This is a genomic window from Vibrio sp. SCSIO 43136 (assembly GCF_023716565.1).
Lineage (GTDB): Bacteria > Pseudomonadota > Gammaproteobacteria > Enterobacterales > Vibrionaceae > Vibrio.
This window is the reverse complement of the sequence record NZ_CP071849.1, coordinates 60,711-77,171: the sequence shown is the minus strand read 5'-3', so window position 1 is coordinate 77,171 and position 16,461 is coordinate 60,711. Positions and strand designations below refer to the sequence as shown.

At 46.0% G+C, this 16,461-nt stretch carries 18 protein-coding genes; 10 read left to right on the top strand and 8 right to left on the bottom strand.

The features are described 5' to 3' along the window. Positions 1-19: 19 nt before the first annotated feature. Together J4N39_RS15250 and J4N39_RS15245 are read right to left on the bottom strand one after the other, a co-directional pair. Positions 20-1,291, bottom strand: a complete 1,272-nt coding sequence (locus J4N39_RS15250; protein WP_252025461.1) for a sensor histidine kinase — start codon at positions 1,289-1,291, stop codon at positions 20-22. Beyond that, positions 1,288-1,968, bottom strand: coding sequence for a response regulator transcription factor (locus J4N39_RS15245; protein WP_252025459.1), 681 nt, complete (start codon positions 1,966-1,968; stop codon positions 1,288-1,290). The genes J4N39_RS15250 and J4N39_RS15245 overlap by 4 nt, the downstream gene beginning before the upstream one ends. A 187-nt stretch (positions 1,969-2,155) precedes the next feature. Here J4N39_RS15245 and J4N39_RS15240 point away from each other — a divergent pair, with 187 nt between their 5' ends. Both J4N39_RS15240 and J4N39_RS15235 read left to right on the top strand, forming a co-directional pair. After that, positions 2,156-2,920 (top strand): efflux RND transporter periplasmic adaptor subunit, encoded by a 765-nt coding sequence (locus J4N39_RS15240; RefSeq protein ID WP_252025457.1) that lies wholly within the window; start codon positions 2,156-2,158, stop codon positions 2,918-2,920. Positions 2,921-2,929: 9 nt separating this feature from the next. Next, a complete protein-coding gene (locus J4N39_RS15235) occupies positions 2,930-5,953 on the top strand; it encodes an efflux RND transporter permease subunit (RefSeq protein ID WP_252025455.1) in 3,024 nt (1,007 codons plus the stop codon). Between the two features lie 65 nt (positions 5,954-6,018). Here the strand turns inward: J4N39_RS15235 and J4N39_RS15230 are convergent, their stop codons facing one another. Beyond that, positions 6,019-6,342, bottom strand: a complete 324-nt coding sequence (locus J4N39_RS15230; RefSeq protein ID WP_252025453.1) for a cupin domain-containing protein — start codon at positions 6,340-6,342, stop codon at positions 6,019-6,021. A 113-nt stretch (positions 6,343-6,455) separates the two neighbouring features. Between J4N39_RS15230 and J4N39_RS15225 the strand changes: the two genes are divergently transcribed. The 3 genes from J4N39_RS15225 (at position 6,456) to J4N39_RS15215 (ending at position 8,959) form a co-directional block, all read left to right on the top strand. Continuing rightward, entirely contained in the window at positions 6,456-6,971 is a 516-nt protein-coding gene (locus J4N39_RS15225) for a TetR/AcrR family transcriptional regulator (RefSeq protein WP_252025451.1), read from the top strand. Positions 6,972-6,973: 2 nt separating this feature from the next. Then, a complete protein-coding gene (locus J4N39_RS15220; RefSeq protein WP_252025449.1) occupies positions 6,974-8,017 on the top strand; it encodes an alcohol dehydrogenase family protein in 1,044 nt (347 codons plus the stop codon). 78 nt (positions 8,018-8,095) lie between these two features. Beyond that, a complete protein-coding gene (locus J4N39_RS15215; RefSeq protein ID WP_252025447.1) occupies positions 8,096-8,959 on the top strand; it encodes an AraC family transcriptional regulator in 864 nt (287 codons plus the stop codon). Positions 8,960-9,026: 67 nt separating this feature from the next. On the opposite strand, the gene J4N39_RS15210 is transcribed toward J4N39_RS15215, so the two are convergent. After that, entirely contained in the window at positions 9,027-9,404 is a 378-nt protein-coding gene (locus J4N39_RS15210; protein WP_252025445.1) for a SirB2 family protein, read from the bottom strand. 195 nt (positions 9,405-9,599) lie between these two features. On the opposite strand from J4N39_RS15210, the gene J4N39_RS15205 reads away from it, so the two are divergent. Next, positions 9,600-9,866 (top strand): hypothetical protein, encoded by a 267-nt coding sequence (locus J4N39_RS15205; RefSeq protein ID WP_252025443.1) that lies wholly within the window; start codon positions 9,600-9,602, stop codon positions 9,864-9,866. Here the strand turns inward: J4N39_RS15205 and J4N39_RS15200 are convergent. Next, the gene (locus J4N39_RS15200; RefSeq protein ID WP_252025441.1) at positions 9,858-10,250 is read right to left on the bottom strand and encodes a ribosome recycling factor family protein; all 393 of its coding nucleotides are present in this window, start codon (positions 10,248-10,250) and stop codon (positions 9,858-9,860) included. The two genes, J4N39_RS15205 and J4N39_RS15200, sit on opposite strands and share 9 nt — an antisense overlap. Before the next feature lie 148 nt (positions 10,251-10,398). On the opposite strand from J4N39_RS15200, the gene J4N39_RS15195 reads away from it, so the two are divergent. The 3 genes from J4N39_RS15195 (at position 10,399) to J4N39_RS15185 (ending at position 12,946) form a co-directional block, all read left to right on the top strand. After that, entirely contained in the window at positions 10,399-11,277 is an 879-nt protein-coding gene (locus tag J4N39_RS15195; RefSeq protein ID WP_252025439.1) for a helix-turn-helix domain-containing protein, read from the top strand. Between the two features lie 94 nt (positions 11,278-11,371). Then, positions 11,372-12,238 (top strand): nuclear transport factor 2 family protein, encoded by an 867-nt coding sequence (locus J4N39_RS15190; RefSeq protein WP_252025437.1) that lies wholly within the window; start codon positions 11,372-11,374, stop codon positions 12,236-12,238. A 168-nt stretch (positions 12,239-12,406) separates the two neighbouring features. Beyond that, a complete protein-coding gene (locus J4N39_RS15185; RefSeq protein WP_252026903.1) occupies positions 12,407-12,946 on the top strand; it encodes a redoxin domain-containing protein in 540 nt (179 codons plus the stop codon). Between the two features lie 42 nt (positions 12,947-12,988). Here the strand turns inward: J4N39_RS15185 and J4N39_RS15180 are convergent, their stop codons facing one another. Continuing rightward, a complete protein-coding gene (locus J4N39_RS15180; RefSeq protein ID WP_252025435.1) occupies positions 12,989-13,357 on the bottom strand; it encodes a winged helix-turn-helix transcriptional regulator in 369 nt (122 codons plus the stop codon). Positions 13,358-13,451: 94 nt separating this feature from the next. Next, complete coding sequence (locus tag J4N39_RS15175; protein WP_252025434.1) at positions 13,452-14,036, bottom strand: NAD(P)H-dependent oxidoreductase; 585 nt, start codon at positions 14,034-14,036, stop codon at positions 13,452-13,454. A gap of 309 nt (positions 14,037-14,345) precedes the next feature. Between J4N39_RS15175 and J4N39_RS15170 the strand changes: the two genes are divergently transcribed. After that, the gene (locus J4N39_RS15170; RefSeq protein ID WP_252025432.1) at positions 14,346-15,122 is read left to right on the top strand and encodes a transporter substrate-binding domain-containing protein; all 777 of its coding nucleotides are present in this window, start codon (positions 14,346-14,348) and stop codon (positions 15,120-15,122) included. A gap of 75 nt (positions 15,123-15,197) precedes the next feature. Here the strand turns inward: J4N39_RS15170 and J4N39_RS15165 are convergent, their stop codons facing one another. Next, positions 15,198-16,175 carry an arginine deiminase-related protein gene (locus J4N39_RS15165; RefSeq protein WP_252025430.1) on the bottom strand — a complete coding sequence of 326 codons (978 nt, stop codon included), beginning with the start codon at positions 16,173-16,175 and terminating at the stop codon, positions 15,198-15,200. Between the last annotated feature and the right edge of the window lie 286 nt (positions 16,176-16,461).

Here is a 16,461-nt window from a genome sequence, read left to right as displayed (position 1 = left end):
ACTCAGCAAACCATCCCCACTAGAGCGACGAATCTAGATAGTTGAGTATTGCCACACAGCCTGTCTGAGAGCCTCGATTACGAATTTCAAACGCCCATCCATAGCTTTTTGCAATTCGACTGACAATTAGCAGCCCCAATCCATGTTCTGTCTCTGGTTGTTTAGACAACCCACGTCCTGAATCTACAACACCAATTTCGGACTCGCTCACACTGATAGTTACTTCACCCTCAACCGTAAACCTGAGCGCATTTTCAACTAAGTTATTGATGATTATGCTCGCCACCACAGGGGGCATATTGAGAGATACCTGAGCATCCATGTGCAGTATCACCGACACACCCTTTGCGGCTTTTTGCTCAAAGTCTGCCAGCAAAACCTCATCTCGCTTTAGAACGTGCAATTTATCTTTATGAGCCGCATTCTCCTGCTTAACGATATTAAGCAAGACCTCCACCGTTTGCTGCATACCATCGGCAGCATCAACAATACGTTGTCGCTGTTTGGCTTGAAATTGAGGTTCATCACTCATGGCTTGCAAGTTTGCAGCTCCTGAGATGATCGCAATCGGTGTTTTAAGTTCATGGCTGGCGTATTTGGCAAACATCAGCTCCTGTTTGGCGACCCTTTCCTTCATTTCACTATAGGAATTAAGCTTATTGGTCAGCTGCTTTAACTCATCAATGGCAGTCTCGGAAACCGCAAAGTCCCCCGTTTTATCCGAGCTCAGTTGATTACTTAACTCAGTCATCGGAGCCATGAGTTGATCGAACACTCGCTTTAATGCAAAACGAAGAATCACCAGCAAAAACACCATTAATAAACTCGACGTCATCAATAATGTATCCCAGTTGTCGTCGCCAAATTCCACTGCAGTTCCATCAATGGTCAAATAATAGGAAATCGTCTCTCCATTCCACTCAAACTGATTGTGATAGATCATATAACCCGCTTCGAACGGGTCACGAAAGCGGCTAACGCTTCCCACAGGAACAGGCAACTGCTCAAGGTAAAGCTCGGGCATCAGACTTCTATCGTAGTAAGCCGTTACATACTGACTAAGCACAGCGTAAGGCTGCTGTGAAAGTTTGTAGTGTGTCACGGCCACCTGTTCAAATGATTGGAGATGGCGCTCAATTTGCTCATCTTCTTGCACGATCAAGCGTACGGAAAAGGCCATAAACACTAAAAATGAGGAGAGCAAAGCGATGATAGAAAAGTGCTTTAGCAACCTGACCTTGACGTCATGAATCGAGTTACTGTGTTTGCGTTTCTCAATGCCAAACATCATTTCACCAACTTAAATCCAAATTTAGGGACAGTCACCAGCATTGGGTGATCAAATGGTTTATCTAAACTGTTGCGCAGCAAATAGATGTGGCTTCTCAACACATCATTGTCGGGAACATCCTCTCCCCAAAGCTGGTAAATCAACGTTTCTCTCGACACTACTTCGCCTTGAGCTTTAACTAGGGTAATTAATATTTGATACAGCGCAGGACTGATGTCGAGTACCTTGCCACAACGAGTCACTTGATGGGTTTTGTCATCGACTTCCAGCTCGCCAAAGCGCATAAGTGTTTTAGCAACATCACCACGATAGCGCTTAATTAAAGCACTTAAACGAGCTTCCAATTCTGGAAACTGAAACGGCTTGGAGACAAAGTCGTCCACACCCGATTCAAATCCAGTCAGCAAGTCTTGCTGACCATTCAGAGCAGTGAGCATCAATATAGGGGTCGTGACACCTTGGCTACGGAGCAACTTTGCGACATCCATGCCATCCATTTTGGGCAACATCACATCCAAAATAATGGCATCAAACTCACCACTTAAACCTAATTCAAGGCCCAGTGCACCGTCAGCGGCAAAGTCAGCTTCCGCACCTTTTATTTCCAGAAAATCGGCCAAAATACCTTGCAGCTCAAGGTTGTCTTCCACCACTAATATTTTTCGCTTTTCCAACATCGGCTAATCCTTTTTTTAATAGTTCTATGTTGTCTCGTGGCGTGTCGATGAAATGTCGAAAGCGACGCTGATTCGCCTGCCTGATCGTTTATCGCACTAATTCTACTAGGTGTCGAACCCACTTCGACAAAAACTCGACATCAAGATTGAGAGACTGAATCCAACCCAAGAATTTGGAGATTTAGTGATGAAAAAAACCACATGGGCACTTTGTATTGCGAGTGCACTTTCGACCCCAGCAGCTTTTGCTACCAACTTAGTTGGCGAGGCTTTTGTTGCAACCCCTCAAACAATTGTCAGCAAAGTCGACGGCGTGATGAGCTCTGCACCTTTAGAGCTTGGAGAACCTGTTCTAAAGCAGCAGTTGGTTGCTAGCATTGAAACTCAAGACTTTGAGTTTGCGCTAGAAAAGCAGCAAGCCAACGTCAATCTTGCCTCAGCCGATTTAGTGCAAAAGCAGTCTATCTATGAGCGCTATCAGGAGTTAAGCAGTAAGAATAGTCTAGCAATCAATGACCTTGATATCGCCAAGGCGCAATATCTGACTTCTAAGGCGAGCCTTGCTTTGGCAAAGATAGAGCTTAAAGAAGCCAAGCAAGCACTCGAAGATACTCAAATCACCACCAGCATCTCCGGTTTTATCGTCAGCTCTAGTGTGGAGTCTGGTGACTGGGTTTCAAAAGGCGATGCACTTTATCAAGTCATCAATATAGACCAGATTTCAGTGCGACTTTACGCCAGCGAGTATGACATCAATAGCTTACAAATCGGACAGTCTGTCACCTTATGGGCTGAAACTGCACCTTCACAACTCATCAAAGCGCAGATCAGTCGTATCGGTGTTCAGCTCGATCCAAATACCAAAGCCTACCCCATTGAGATCGACATCGAAAATCAGGGTCATCAACTAAAACCCGGCATGTCAATTCACGCCACGACCGATAGCCAATAAGGAGCACTCATGACCTCGTTTATTCGCTACTTTGCCCAGCGCAGCTTTCTTGCTCGGATCATGACCATCATGGTACTGCTTCTCGGTGCAGCTTCTTTGTCCTCTTTAAAGCTTCAAGAGTACCCAAATGTTGCGTTCGAATCGGCTGACATCGTGACTCATTACCCCGGAGCCACTGCGCAAGACATTGAAATCAATATCACCAATAAGATTGAAAAAGAGATCAAGAACATTGAAGGGGTGAACTACTTTTCTTCTCAGTCAGTTGATGGCACTTCAACGATCGAAGTTGAGTTCCTACCTGATGCAGATCACGCAAAAATCATGCGTGATCTGCAACAAGCGATTGATCGGATCAACGACTTGCCGACGAACCTTAAGAACCCACCCACCCTGACGCAGCGTGCAACCTCCTCTTTTGAAGTCATGACTTTTGGTGTCAACCTTGCAGATGACAATCAAGACATTGGTCAGCTTCAACAGTACGGTTATTTGCTCGAAAAGAAGCTGCGTAATATCAATGGCGTTAGCCAAGTCTCTATCAATGGGTATAACGAACGTGAGTTTCAGATCAACATCGACCCCGAGCTGGTCAGTCGCTATCAGTTGAGTTTTGATGATATTAGCCAAGCGATTCAAAACCATAGTATTTCCCAGTCAGGCGGGAGCATTGAGTCTTGGATTGGTGAACAAAAAATTGTCACTATGACTCAAGTGAAGTCTGCTGATGACATTAGCAATATCGTGATCAAAGCATTACCTAGTGGAGCAATCGTCCGAGTTGGCGATGTGGCTAAGGTAGAGGATACCTTTGTCAAAGCTACCGAAGTGGGCATGGTCAATGGAGCTACTAGCCTAATATTTTCAGTCACCAATAGTGGCAGTGCAGACATCATTGCCACCGTTGAGCAAGTCCAGCAACTGCTTGCGCAGGAGCAATCCAACTGGCAAGGGGTATTCGAATATCAAATCAACGTAAATCTTGCCGATGACATGGCCAATAAATTCTCTATCGTTGCCACTAACGGCGGCATAGGTTTGATTTTAGTTTTGGCGGTGCTTAGCCTGATCTTAAAACGTCAGGTGGCTTTTTGGGTTTCGGTATCCATCCCATTTTGTATCTTAGGTGTCATGGTTGTGCTACCTATGGTAGGACAGAACCTTGATAGCATTACTCTTGCGGCATTACTGCTGGTGATAGGGATTATCGTCGATGACTCCGTCATTATCGCCGAAAGCATCTATCAGCAAAAAGAGCAGGGTAAACCCGCTTTGCAAGCCGCGATCGATGGCACCAAAGACGTATTTAAGCCAATCCTCGCAAGCCTAACCACCACCGCACTCGTGTTTATTCCGATTGCATTTATCCCAGGTACTATGGGTAATGTTGCTGCGGTGATCCCAGTAACCGTTATCGCTGCACTGCTCTTCTCTCTGGCAGAATGTACCTTTACTCTGCCCGCCCACTTGGCTCACTCTTTGGAAAAACAAACGCTACGTCAAACTGAATCATCTCGCTGGAATCGAGTAAGTCAGGGTTATCAAGCTCTGCTTGAGTGGTGTCTTCGTTTTCGCAAAACCGTACTGTTGATCGCTATATTGGCGCTCAGTGGCAGTGCATTTCTCACCACCACTTTAAAAGTGGATATTTTCCCATCAGATGCGGCTAAGTACATTGAGGTGTATACCGAAACTGAGACGGGCACGCCTTTGAGCGAGATACGTAACGCACATCTAGCAATGGAAACGGCGATCGCTTCTTTGCCAACAAGCGAACTGAAATCATTCCAAATGGTATATGGTACCCCAACCAGCCAAGGCACCATTGTCTTGAGCAATTTCGATCAGCGTGAGCGCACAGCCCAACAGATCATCGCAGACCTAAACAGCCAATTAACACTCAATGACAATGCGTTATTTGTTAAGTTTTCAGTGGATGCGGGCGGGCCGCCACCGGGGGAACCTGTAGAGATCCGAGTCTTAGGCGGGACACAAACATCGCGCGACCAAGCCGTCGCAACGGTCAGCCAATGGCTAACGGAACACTCAGGGTTGGATAACGTGTCCAATAGTGAAGCATTGCGAGATAAACAACTAAGCATCCTTCCTCAATACCATTGGTTAGCAAAATATGGACTGACCGTTGCGGACTTGACCACAACCCTTCGCATTGCTTTTGAAGGTGATACGGTGACCTCGACTTGGATTGGTGATCAAAATGTCGATTTAAGAGTCATTCTTGACCAAAAATACCGCCAATTAGACCAACTTGCTAAGCTCAAAGTCTATACCGCTCAAGGCACTCAAGTACCGCTGGCACAGCTTGCAAAAGTAGAAGAGATTGAGTCACCTCAGCTCATCAAACACTACAATGGTGCTAGAGAGGTAACCGTCACCGCTCAAATATCTGATCCAGACCTGACTGCGGTCGAAATTTCCGATGCAATGGCACAACATCTTGAAGGCAAGATCCCTGCTGGGGTAGAGATCGAATTCGGTGGCGAAGCAGAGAGCACCAACGAAACCATGAGTGGCTTTATGGTGGCATTTCCTGCCGCTATGGTTGGGATCTATTTTGTCTTAGCCGTGATGTTCAACTCGTTATTGCAGCCCGTGCTTATCATGGCCGTGATCCCATTTGCTGTGGTCATTTCACTGATGGCTTTGGTGCTACATATGCAAGCTCTGTCCATGTTTGCCCTGATTGGTATCTTAGGCATGACGGGCGTTGTGGTGAACAACTCACTGGTTCTGATTAACCAGATCAATCAGCGTCGGGCGCAAGTACAAGATGCTACTCAAGCCATTGTAGAGGCTTCGGTGAGCCGTTTGCGCCCAATCCTATTAACGTCTTTGACCACGGTCGCAGGTCTGCTGCCTCTGGCTTACGGCCTAGGAGGGACTGATGTTTACATGGGGCCAATGTCACTAACACTTGGCTATGGGCTACTGTTTTCTATGCCTGTCGTTCTATTGGTTGTACCTGCGCTTTACGCCGTCTGCTTTGCAAGACAAAAATCAGAAAAGCACTGACCTATAGCCAAAGCCCTAGCCGCATTGCGCTAGGGCTTTGTTAACCGCCGCCCAGATATATTCGGCTAATAAAACACCGCCAACCAAATTGTCTCTTCATCGGCCTTTGTCGCCGCGACTTTATGCTTTTCATGAGCTTTTATGTTGAGATAATCACCACTCTCAAGCACCACGATCCGACCATCTTCAAACTCAAGTACACCTTGGCCTTTAAGCACCATCACCCACTCGTTTTCTTCCTGATCGTACCAACCTGTTTCGGGGGAGCTGTGTCCATAAGAAACAATTCGTTCAATACGAACGTGTGGGTTTTTGACGATATCTTCAAAAACTTCTTCGGATAAATCATTGGGTATCTGGCTGAATATATTGCTCTTTTTCTCTTTCATTTTTTGCATTCCTCCATCGTTCTTTTATTGATCACTATTTCACCCATTGACACAAGTAGAACGATCACTCTACCCTGTAAGTAGAACAAACATTCTACCCATTAGGAATTGTCATGCTCAAACAACAAATTGCCGAGAGATTGGAACAAGCTTTTAGCCAGCATGGGTTTGCTCAGCCAAGTGTCTCCCAGCTGAAAACCGAGTGCGATGTTAGCCTTCGCACCTTGTATAAACATTTCCCATCCAAAGAGGCAATGATTGTTGGGGCACTCGAGTTTCGCCACCAGCGTTACCTCAAATTACTTGCCGATAACCCACATCCGGCTGGACTTGATGCGGTCGAGTTTGCCTTTGAGCAGCTAAAAACATGGATGGTGGAGTATGCGCCTAATGGCTGTATGTCAGTCAATGCAATGGCAGCATTTCCCGATAATGAGCTCATCAACCAAGCCGTCAAAAAACACAAACTCGAAGTCAAAGACAAACTCGGAAACTTGGCGGGCAACGAGCCACTCGCAGCAAGCCTATATTTGCTTCACGAGGGCGTTTCTAGTGCGTGGGCCGTACTTGGTGATCAAGCGATCATCAGTGCAAAAATGACATTAAAACAGTTAATTAAGGATTCGTAACCATGACGACTAACACCATGACAGGCGTGCAGCTTGTCGGCCATGGCGGGCCTGAAATGCTAGAAATCCGCCACGACCTTGCCATTCCGACACCAGCGAAAGGCGACGTACTGATCAAAGTCCACGCCGCAGGGGTGAACAATACCGATATCAACACTCGTATCGGCTGGTACTCCAAAGGCGACAACGAAGCGGACGACGCAAGTTGGGGCGGCACGGCTCTCCCTTTACCGCTCATTCAAGGGGCTGACGTGTGTGGAACCGTTGTGGCTGTCGGTGAAGGTGTTGATCCAAGACGAATTGGTGAGCGTGTCATTATCGAACCTTGCCTACATTACGCGGATGGGCAACCTCTAGAATCTGCATGGTACTTCGGCTCAGAGTGCAACGGTGGGTTTGCACAATTTACTAAAGTTGCAGCGCAGCATGCCTTTACGGTGAATACGGATCTCACTGATGCCGAACTGGCGTCTTTTCCTTGTTCTTACTCTACCGCTGAAAACCTACTCACTCGCTCAAAAGTCAGCGCTTCAGACACAGTATTGATCTCTGGTGCTTCTGGCGGTGTGGGTTCGGCGGCAATACAACTGGCAAAAGCTCGTGGCGCTAAAGTCATCGCAATCACCAGCGAAAGCAAGTTTGAAACTATTCTGGCTTTAGGGACGGATCAAGTGGTGTCTCGTCATACCAACTTGATTGAAGCCCTCGGGCACAACAGCATTGAAGTCGTCATTGATCTGGTCGGCGGCGAAAACTGGGATGACTTCTTACAAGTTCTAAAACCGAAAGGTCGCTACGCCGTCTCTGGTGCCATTGGTGGCGCTTTGGTAGAGCTCGACCTAAGAACCCTTTACCTAAAAGATCTAAACTTCTTTGGCTGCACCGTGATTGAGCCTGAGGTCTTTGGCAACCTTGTTCGTCATATTGAACACGGGAACATCAAGCCGCTAGTGGCACAAACGTACCCACTTAGCGAAATCAACCAAGCGCAGCAAGCGTTCCAAACTAAGAGCCACGTCGGAAAAATCGTTTTAACCCTAGAGTAAAATTCGCAACTTCGGTCAAGAGCACAGCAGTATCGATAGATACACTGTAGGTAAGTTCTAACAAGAGACAGAAACGAAATGAATGCGAGTCAGCGCCGTCAGCAGCAGATCAAACGAGTATGCGACTACATCGATACTCACCTAGATGAAACATTGAGCTTAGATGTACTAAGCCAAGTAGCGATCTGTTCTAAGTACCATTTCCAACGTGTGTTTAGCGCATACGTAGGCATCAGTGCAACTCAGTACGTGCTGCTGACCCGATTAAAGCGAGCATCTTTCCGATTGGTATTTGAGGGCGATGTCAGCATTACTGACATCGCTTTTGAAGCGCAATTTGAGAGCTCGGAAGCGTTCACCAGAGCCTTTTCTCGCGTATTTTCGCAAACTCCATCTCAATTCAGAACCCAACCTGAGTGGCAACACTGGCACTCTAAATATGAATTTTATCCAGATGCCTTGGGAGAAAAAGCCTTGAACGTAGAAATTATCGACTTCGCTGAAGAGCCTGTGGCCGTGCTCGAACACAAAGGCAGCCCACATCGTATTTTTGACAACGTCGCCAAATTTGTCGAGTGGCGAAAGAGCACCGGATTCTCACCAATTCGCAGCAGCCGCACCTACGGTGTTGCCTACTCAGATCCAGCTCAAACACCACCAGAAGAGTTTCGATTTGATATCTGCGGCAGTCATGTGGGCGACATCCCGGAGAACCAATACGGGGTCAAAACTGGTGTTATCCCAGCAGGGCGCTGCGCTGCAGCAATACACAAAGGCAGCCACAGCAATATTGGTGAGACCATTTGTCGCCTCTACCAAGAGTGGCTTCCAGAAAGCGGTGAAGAGCTCAGAGAGTATCCCGTCTATTTTCGCTATCTGAATTTCATTCACGAAGTGGACGAATGCGATTTACTCACTGAGGTGTATCTGCCTATCCGTTAACAACACAATCAAAAGGAGCGAATTGTCGCTCCTTTTGATTAATAAATATTACCATTGGGGATGAAAACTAGCTCAACACTATCGGTGCATGCAACTTAGCAATATAGAATATCGCCACAAATAACCCACACGTGACCGTCGCCAACATTGCACGCGTTCTATCATGAATAAGCGGCTTAAACGTCGCCATGCCGAAGGCAACATAAGCCACCAATAACACCAGTTTCTCTGTTAACCAAGCATCCGTCATTGGGTACATATTGAGTGTCACACATAAAGCGGCGGCACTGAGCAACATGGTCAGAGTAATCAATTTGTGCATCATCAACGCACCTTTACTCTCTAACATTTCAGAACCTTTAAATCCCCAAAGCGCTCTTAGTAAAAAGCTTAAGAAGCTCAACACAATCAACAACACATGGGCTTTTAATAGCAGTGGGTACATAGTCATCCTTAACTTAAAATCACTTTCAAACAGGTGTTTAAATTTAAGTCAATTTCCCCACCTCTTCTTTGATGTAAATCAATTGTTGCAAATCGCACCAAAACTTAACATGACAATTCCCTGTCTGATCACCTTTCAACGACTAAACAAATTAGTATAAGCTGCAACCCCAACACCAAATTGTCAGGAGTTAAGATGTACCTCGTTCTGTTTTGTCACAATATCGGCATGACCGACTTTTCCTACTTTGAGTCTGAAGTGTGGGATATCGATGAAGGGTTTGCTGTACGAGGAAAGTGGCCAAACGAAGCGGCGTTTAGGCAGTTTTTGAGCAAAGAATTTGGTGACTTAAGCCAATACCAAGTGATTGACCTTATTCATAAAGATTTTGACGGTGTTGAAGCACTGTTTAAGCAAGTGCCAGATGAAGAGACCCTGCAAAGCTTTACAAAGTTAGTCTAAACTCTCGGCTTCAAAACGAGCTGTGCGAGCTTGGGCAACCGAGCAATCTGTCTCGGCCATCATCTCAGACAGGGTAATATTGGGGTTTGCCACCACTAAAGCAATTAACTGCTCTTCAAGGCTTAATTGTGGGATCACTTCGATAGGCACGGCGGCGATCTTATCGATCATAAAGCGCATTTCGCTGGAGTGGTCACGACGTAATTGGCTTTGCAGGCTCAAAATCGCAGCAGCCTCACCAAGCAACTGCCAATTACGAGAGCGCCTTACTCGCTTTAACTCACACCCTTGAGATTGGGCAAGCACTCTTGCCTGCTTCACAACGTCGCTTCCCATACGGTGAATAAGGGATGGCAGCGGGACGGTGATGATCTCATTTTCCATGGGGGCCTTAATTGAGTGATTTAGCTTGGTGATTTAATTGCGCTCGGGCTGTTATATCACAATCGAGCCATTCCAGTTCGGATAATGATTGATTGAGCAATCTTCGCTGCCTAATATGACATCGAGTATTCCAAGGAATAGGCGCACAATGCACATCCCTAACGTGGGTTTTAACCACCAGCAGTCCAACCAGTCCGAGTTTCAAATCATCAATTTGGCCGACCTTTATCAACGCTCTGACTTAAACCCAGATCCACAAACCCCACACCGAGTGAGTTTCTTTTTATTTGTGATAATAGAAACGGGCAGTGGCTATCATATGGTGGATTTCGAGCAATACGCCTATCAACCTGGGTCGGTAATTTTTATCCAGCGAGAACAAGTGCACCAGTTCGATTTTACCCACCAGCCAACGGGTAAGGTGATTTTGTTTACTCAAGCATTTTTGGACCAGATCCACGCAAATATGCGCTTACCCAACTACACACCCACCCACCTCAACCAGCATCACTCACCACTATTTGAGTTAACAGGCGACCAAGGCAGGAGTTTTACAACCCTACTCAATGAGCTGATCACCGAGCTTGCCCGCACCGACAAAGACCCCTTGATCAGCATGTACCTTTTCTCAACGCTGGCGCTAATATTGCACCGCATTCGCCCAGACATGCGCCACGACAAGCTTTCTTCGCAGCAAAGCGTTCGGCTTGCTCGCTTCTTTGAATTGCTGCAAAGCAACGGACAAAAGGTGCGAGATGCGAACTGGTATGCCACTCAAATCAACACCACCTACAAAACCTTAAACCAGATCTGCAAGCTTGCAGCCAACCTCACCGCAAAACAGATGATTGATGCGTACACCATCATCGAAATCAAACGCCAGCTTGTTGTGACCAATATTACCACCGCTCAGATCGCGTATGATTTTGGGTTTGAGGATGTGAGTAACTTCGTAAAATACTTCAAGAACCTGACCAAACAGACCCCAGCACAGTTCCAAAAACAGTATCAATCACCGAAAGTATAAGGTTCAAGATCTACCATTTTTGCGCCCATATTGACTCTGCCGACACGATCCTCTCTGTCCTAACATAGCTTCACACCAACAAGAGGACGGAATCATGAAAACATCAAAACTATTTGCTCGTACCCTGCTAGCCACTAGCGTTGTTAGCCTTGCCGCTTGTGCCAATGTGGGTGGTAGCAGTGCAGAACTCACCAACAAGGAAAAAGCCGTAGCGGTGATCTCAAGCATTGAGACAGGCGATCAAACAGCCGTCAGCTACATCAATGCTGAAAGCTACACTCAACACAACCTTGCAGTGGCCGACGGCCTAGCGGGCTTTGGTGAAGTGCTTCACGCCCTTCCAAAAGGGAGTGCCAAAGCACAAGTAAAACGTGCACTACAAGATGGCGACTACGTAGTCACTCATACTGATTACAACTTTTTTGGCCCAAAAGTCGGTTTTGACGTATTCCGTTTTGAAAATGGCAAAATTGTCGAGCACTGGGATAACTTGCAAGAGATTGCACCAGCTAACCCAAGTGGCCGCACTCAGTTAGATGGCCCAACCGAGATCACCGACCTCGATAAGACTGAAGCCAACAAAGCTATCGTGGCCGACTTCGTCGATACCATCTTAATGAAAGGCGATATGGCGCAAATCAACCAATTTATCGCCAACGACGATGAGGCTTATCGACAACATAATCCGATGGTAGCAGATGGTTTGAGCGGCCTTGGCCAAGCGCTAGAAGCCCTAGCAAAAGCAGGCACACCGATGCAGTACAAAGCCAACCACAAAATCCTAGGGGAAGGTAACTTTGTTCTATCGATCAGCGAAGGCATTTTCTTAGGCAAAGACGTGGCGTTTTACGACCTATTCCGTCTCGACAACGGCATGATAGTTGAGCATTGGGATACTATCGAAAATATCCCGCCTCGAAGCGAATGGAAAAACGACAACGGCAAATTTGGCTTCCAATAACCGGTTTAGCGGCTTCTTTCATGAAGCCGCGATTCACTACTAGGTTACTAAAAGTTAACTACTTGATGAAAAGAGAATTTGTACCTAGATTAGTTGGGTAACGAAGGTGCGATGACCTTTCAAGGCCACCGCATACTCAAAAGTAACCCAGTGAAAGGAAGCCGTACAATGGCCTATTCAAACAAACTTAAAGCGGGTGACCCGTTCCCCACGATTACCGCTACCACGTTGGATGGCAGCAGTGTGACACTTGGTCATCCACAAGGTGACGCAACTTGGCAAGCAGTGTTTGTCTATCGTGGTAAGCACTGCCCACTGTGTACTCGTTACTTAAACGAGATCGAGACTTATAAACAAACTTTCGCCGATGCAGGCGTAGATATTTTGGCGGTCTCTGGAGATGCCAAGCACCAACTGGAAGCACATCTCGAAAAACTCGATATTAGCTTCCCAATCGCCTATGGCCTGACTGAAGCACAAATGAAGACCTTAGGGCTATATATTTCCATTCCTCGCTCAGAGAAAGAGACTGACCACAACTTTGCCGAACCAGGGTTATTTGTGGTGAACGAGAATGGTAATCTGCATGTAGTGGATATCTCGAATAATCCGTTTGTGCGTCCTGAGCTTGGAGCGCTAACACGTGGTTTGGCTTGGATTCGTGATCCAGAGAATCACTATCCGATTCGTGGGATGTTGGATTACTAACGCTTGTCAGTCGGTGAAATAACGGGGCACTGGATTGAACCGTTATTTCTTTAGCTGGATATCATGCTTCTCTGACCAGATCCGCAATTCTTCTAAAATATTAAGTGCGGTTTTTCCAAACTCGGTCAGCTCGTAGCTCACCGCAATCGGGCGATCGCTGATCACTTTGCGCAGTATCATGCCTTCACTTTCCAACTCCTTTAAGCGCTGGTCGATCATTTTCTTACTCGCACCACCAAGCAATCTTGCCAAGTCATTAAAGCGTACCGGCCCATCTTTAAGGTGATAGATAATAGAGCCTTTCCATTTACCACCAATCAAGCGCATGCCTTTTTCAATGGCACAGGGCTCGCTGCACACATTGACAACACTCTTACGCCCTTTGTCATCTACCATTACTTTGCTTTCCATCTCGGCCCCCAAGTTCAAGTGAAAAAGCGATGCAGTCACCCACATCGCTCAAAATTCAAATCTATTTTACTGGTTGAATGCGGCCAACCCAAACTTAAAAATGCGCATCTAGGTGTGCCTTGAAGCGCTTAAAGTCATTGTCTACCTCTGCATTTTTCATGACGTCATAACAAGCAAATGTCGGTAAAGCAGACATACCGAAGAAACGGAAATTGGCGTGCATATGGAACATTAAATCATCAACACTCTTACCTTCAAATAGGTACTCATCTGCATCGTTGAAAGACTCTTCTGGCGCATTGAATGTTAGGGACAGCATATACTTACTCTGTGTACGCTGTCCGCCAGTACCATAATTTTTCTTCGGCTCAGCTTCGTTACGGCCATCAAACAGGCACAGTGCTCCGCCCATTCCGGCAGTAAAAACATCATCCATGTACTTTTTGAACGACCATGGCACACTCATCCAATTGACTGGTGATTGAATGATCACTCGATCCGCCCATTCAAATAAGGCTAACTGCTCGTCGACTACGTACTCTTCTTGCATGGTCACGACTTTGACGTCATGGCCTTTTGCCATAAGTCGAGTGGTTGCTTTATCCACTAACGAGGCATTTAGCTTGCCTGGTGAGTAGGGTGAAACTTGGTGTGCATTAATAATTAATACCTTGCTCATGATGAATCCTTGGTCAAAAAAATTATTCACTGAATAAGAAGAGGTAGCCTCTTACTTTGTGGTTTATTTTAGTAACCTGAATACCAATAGCAATTAGTATACTTTTTGTAACCACCCGGAATTTCAACTTAAGTAACTGAAATTAATATATTAAAAATTTCGATTTTTTTGATTCTCTTGGACTCAAAGCGAACTTAATTAAAAACGAATCCCAAAAATTTCAGCCCACTTCATATAAGTGCTTTAAATTCCTCTCAAAATCTCTCGACTTAACTACAATTTTATAAACCCATTAATAGAGCCTATTCTATGACAAAAACCTGTAGTTACTTGCTTTGTGCCTTCATGCTTACCTCCTCAGCAGCGCTGGCATCCGACCCTTCCTCGAAGAAAATGATCAAGCTATACTCGAATCAAGTACCGGGATCGGTATATGACCAATGGCTAAGCAAAGTATATCACGATCTTTACAATCGTTTAGGTGTGCGGGTACAAGTGATTGACCTGTCAGAAGTGAGAGCATCTAAAGACGCCGATTCAGGAAAAATTGATGGCCAATTCGGGCGGGTGTTTGACTATCAGCAAAACCATCCTAATCAGATCCGAATTGATGTGCCTATCTACCAAGTCACATTTGAAGCCTACACTCACAAGAACTCGGGCATTCGCTTAGAAGGCGGTTGGCAAAGTCTGGACAATGAAGCGATCCGAGTCGATTATCGCCGTGGTGTGATAAATGCTGAAGAGAATCTAAGCAATGACCATGCCTACACATTGCAAAGCGTCACCAATATCGTCGAAGGGTTTCAAAAGCTTTCTACCCACAGCAGTGATCTGTTTATTCACGCCAATATTGGCGCTTTTCCTTATCTTGCGTCTAAACCATTTAAGAACATTATCATCTCAGCAGGTGTCATGGATGTTCAGCCCATGTACCACTACATCAGCCAGAATCAAAAAGCGCTTGCCCCTAAAATCGAGCAAACCCTAAGCGAGATGATAAATGATGGCACTGTGTTGAAATATTGCACCGAGACAGTCGATAAGAGCGGTGGCGATCTATGTCAGGTGTTAATTGCTCAGTAGCCGCTAAAAATTGTGATTGAACTAAAAAAGACCAATGGAGATAGTCCCTATTGGTCTTTTTTCACTATGGCTGCATTACAAAGAAGTCGTTCTAGACGGTAGAAAGACTTCACCCAACATGCAGCGAACACTGCCACCACCGATAGTTTCAATATTGCTCACATCAAAAGGCAGCAACTTACCATGCACCGCTAACTGATTGCGCTGTGCATCAGAGAATGCATCGTATGCCGATTGAGACATAGCAATCACTCGATCGCCATTAATGGTTTGCAGTTGCAACACGTTGCCACAGAATTGATTCATCTGCTCAAGAGAGATATGGATAACCTGTTTGTTTTTGGCCAACGTCTTCACCACATAGCGGCGTTCAAACTCGGGGATCACTTCATCGCAGATAACGCAAAACTCTTCGCCTACCGACATCATCACATTGGTGTGATACACCGAAGAACCTGAAGGCAGTGAGGTATGAAAACTCACCACTCGGTAACCAATTCGCTCTGCAAAGGCTTCTAAAATCTCTCGCTCACAACGCTGTGACAGTGCTGCGTAAATGGTGCCACTGAAGTGATCCATCACCATTACACCAGTGCTTTCTAGGAAAGCATCAGAGTTGGAAACGGCAAAATGTTCGACGCGTTTGACTCGGCGGCCTGCCTGTTTAAGGCTTTGAGTCAGCGCCTCAGGGCGAACTTCAAGTTGACGATTAGGGCATGCCATCGGGAAGGTAAACATCTCTCCACTCGGAAGCGTTGCAAACCAGTTATTTGGGAACACCGCATCTGGGGTCGCTGTTTGCGCCAACGGATAGTCAAACTCCGTCACTTGAACACCAGCATTGCGAAGCCCTTCGACCATGGCGTTAAACTCTTGCATCACAGCAGCCCTAAGCGCTTCTTCACTCAAGGTTGGGGCATGTTGGAACTCGTTATCGGCAGCCGTTTGGGCATTGAATGCAAATTCCTTCGGTGGAACCATCACGACACTGTTGGCCGTGTGTGCACGTGGCATTGCATCAAGATTGCTGTCAAATGGACTAAACAGAGACATAACTTTCCTTGTCTAATAACGGTTGAATGCGACAATTGTAAATGTCTTGTTAAAACAAGATTTACTGAAATCTTGGTCAGTTTTGCGGTTCAAGTTTACTTTTTTACTGCGAACGGATGAAATTTCAGTAAAAGTAACGACACAAGAATAAGTCACTATGATTTCTCAACTTCAAACCATTACATTTGGTGTTAATTGGAGTAGTCTATGCAACAGCACTTAATGCAACACCAGAGCAAAAGATGCATTGCTTGTCCGTTCGGTGCATTTCTCGGCTTATTCCACC

Bases quoted from the DNA above. Each gene is read 5' to 3' on its own strand.
- J4N39_RS15250 (WP_252025461.1), bottom strand. From the start codon at position 1,291: ATGATGTTTGGCATTGAGAAACGCAAACACAGTAACTCGATTCATGAC.
- J4N39_RS15245 (WP_252025459.1), bottom strand. From the start codon at position 1,968: ATGTTGGAAAAGCGAAAAATATTAGTGGTGGAAGACAACCTTGAGCTG.
- J4N39_RS15240 (WP_252025457.1), top strand. From the start codon at position 2,156: ATGAAAAAAACCACATGGGCACTTTGTATTGCGAGTGCACTTTCGACC.
- J4N39_RS15235 (WP_252025455.1), top strand. From the start codon at position 2,930: ATGACCTCGTTTATTCGCTACTTTGCCCAGCGCAGCTTTCTTGCTCGG.
- J4N39_RS15230 (WP_252025453.1), bottom strand. From the start codon at position 6,342: ATGAAAGAGAAAAAGAGCAATATATTCAGCCAGATACCCAATGATTTA.
- J4N39_RS15225 (WP_252025451.1), top strand. From the start codon at position 6,456: ATGCTCAAACAACAAATTGCCGAGAGATTGGAACAAGCTTTTAGCCAG.
- J4N39_RS15220 (WP_252025449.1), top strand. From the start codon at position 6,974: ATGACGACTAACACCATGACAGGCGTGCAGCTTGTCGGCCATGGCGGG.
- J4N39_RS15215 (WP_252025447.1), top strand. From the start codon at position 8,096: ATGAATGCGAGTCAGCGCCGTCAGCAGCAGATCAAACGAGTATGCGAC.
- J4N39_RS15210 (WP_252025445.1), bottom strand. From the start codon at position 9,404: ATGTACCCACTGCTATTAAAAGCCCATGTGTTGTTGATTGTGTTGAGC.
- J4N39_RS15205 (WP_252025443.1), top strand. From the start codon at position 9,600: ATGTACCTCGTTCTGTTTTGTCACAATATCGGCATGACCGACTTTTCC.
- J4N39_RS15200 (WP_252025441.1), bottom strand. From the start codon at position 10,250: ATGGAAAATGAGATCATCACCGTCCCGCTGCCATCCCTTATTCACCGT.
- J4N39_RS15195 (WP_252025439.1), top strand. From the start codon at position 10,399: ATGCACATCCCTAACGTGGGTTTTAACCACCAGCAGTCCAACCAGTCC.
- J4N39_RS15190 (WP_252025437.1), top strand. From the start codon at position 11,372: ATGAAAACATCAAAACTATTTGCTCGTACCCTGCTAGCCACTAGCGTT.
- J4N39_RS15185 (WP_252026903.1), top strand. From the start codon at position 12,407: ATGGCCTATTCAAACAAACTTAAAGCGGGTGACCCGTTCCCCACGATT.
- J4N39_RS15180 (WP_252025435.1), bottom strand. From the start codon at position 13,357: ATGGAAAGCAAAGTAATGGTAGATGACAAAGGGCGTAAGAGTGTTGTC.
- J4N39_RS15175 (WP_252025434.1), bottom strand. From the start codon at position 14,036: ATGAGCAAGGTATTAATTATTAATGCACACCAAGTTTCACCCTACTCA.
- J4N39_RS15170 (WP_252025432.1), top strand. From the start codon at position 14,346: ATGACAAAAACCTGTAGTTACTTGCTTTGTGCCTTCATGCTTACCTCC.
- J4N39_RS15165 (WP_252025430.1), bottom strand. From the start codon at position 16,175: ATGTCTCTGTTTAGTCCATTTGACAGCAATCTTGATGCAATGCCACGT.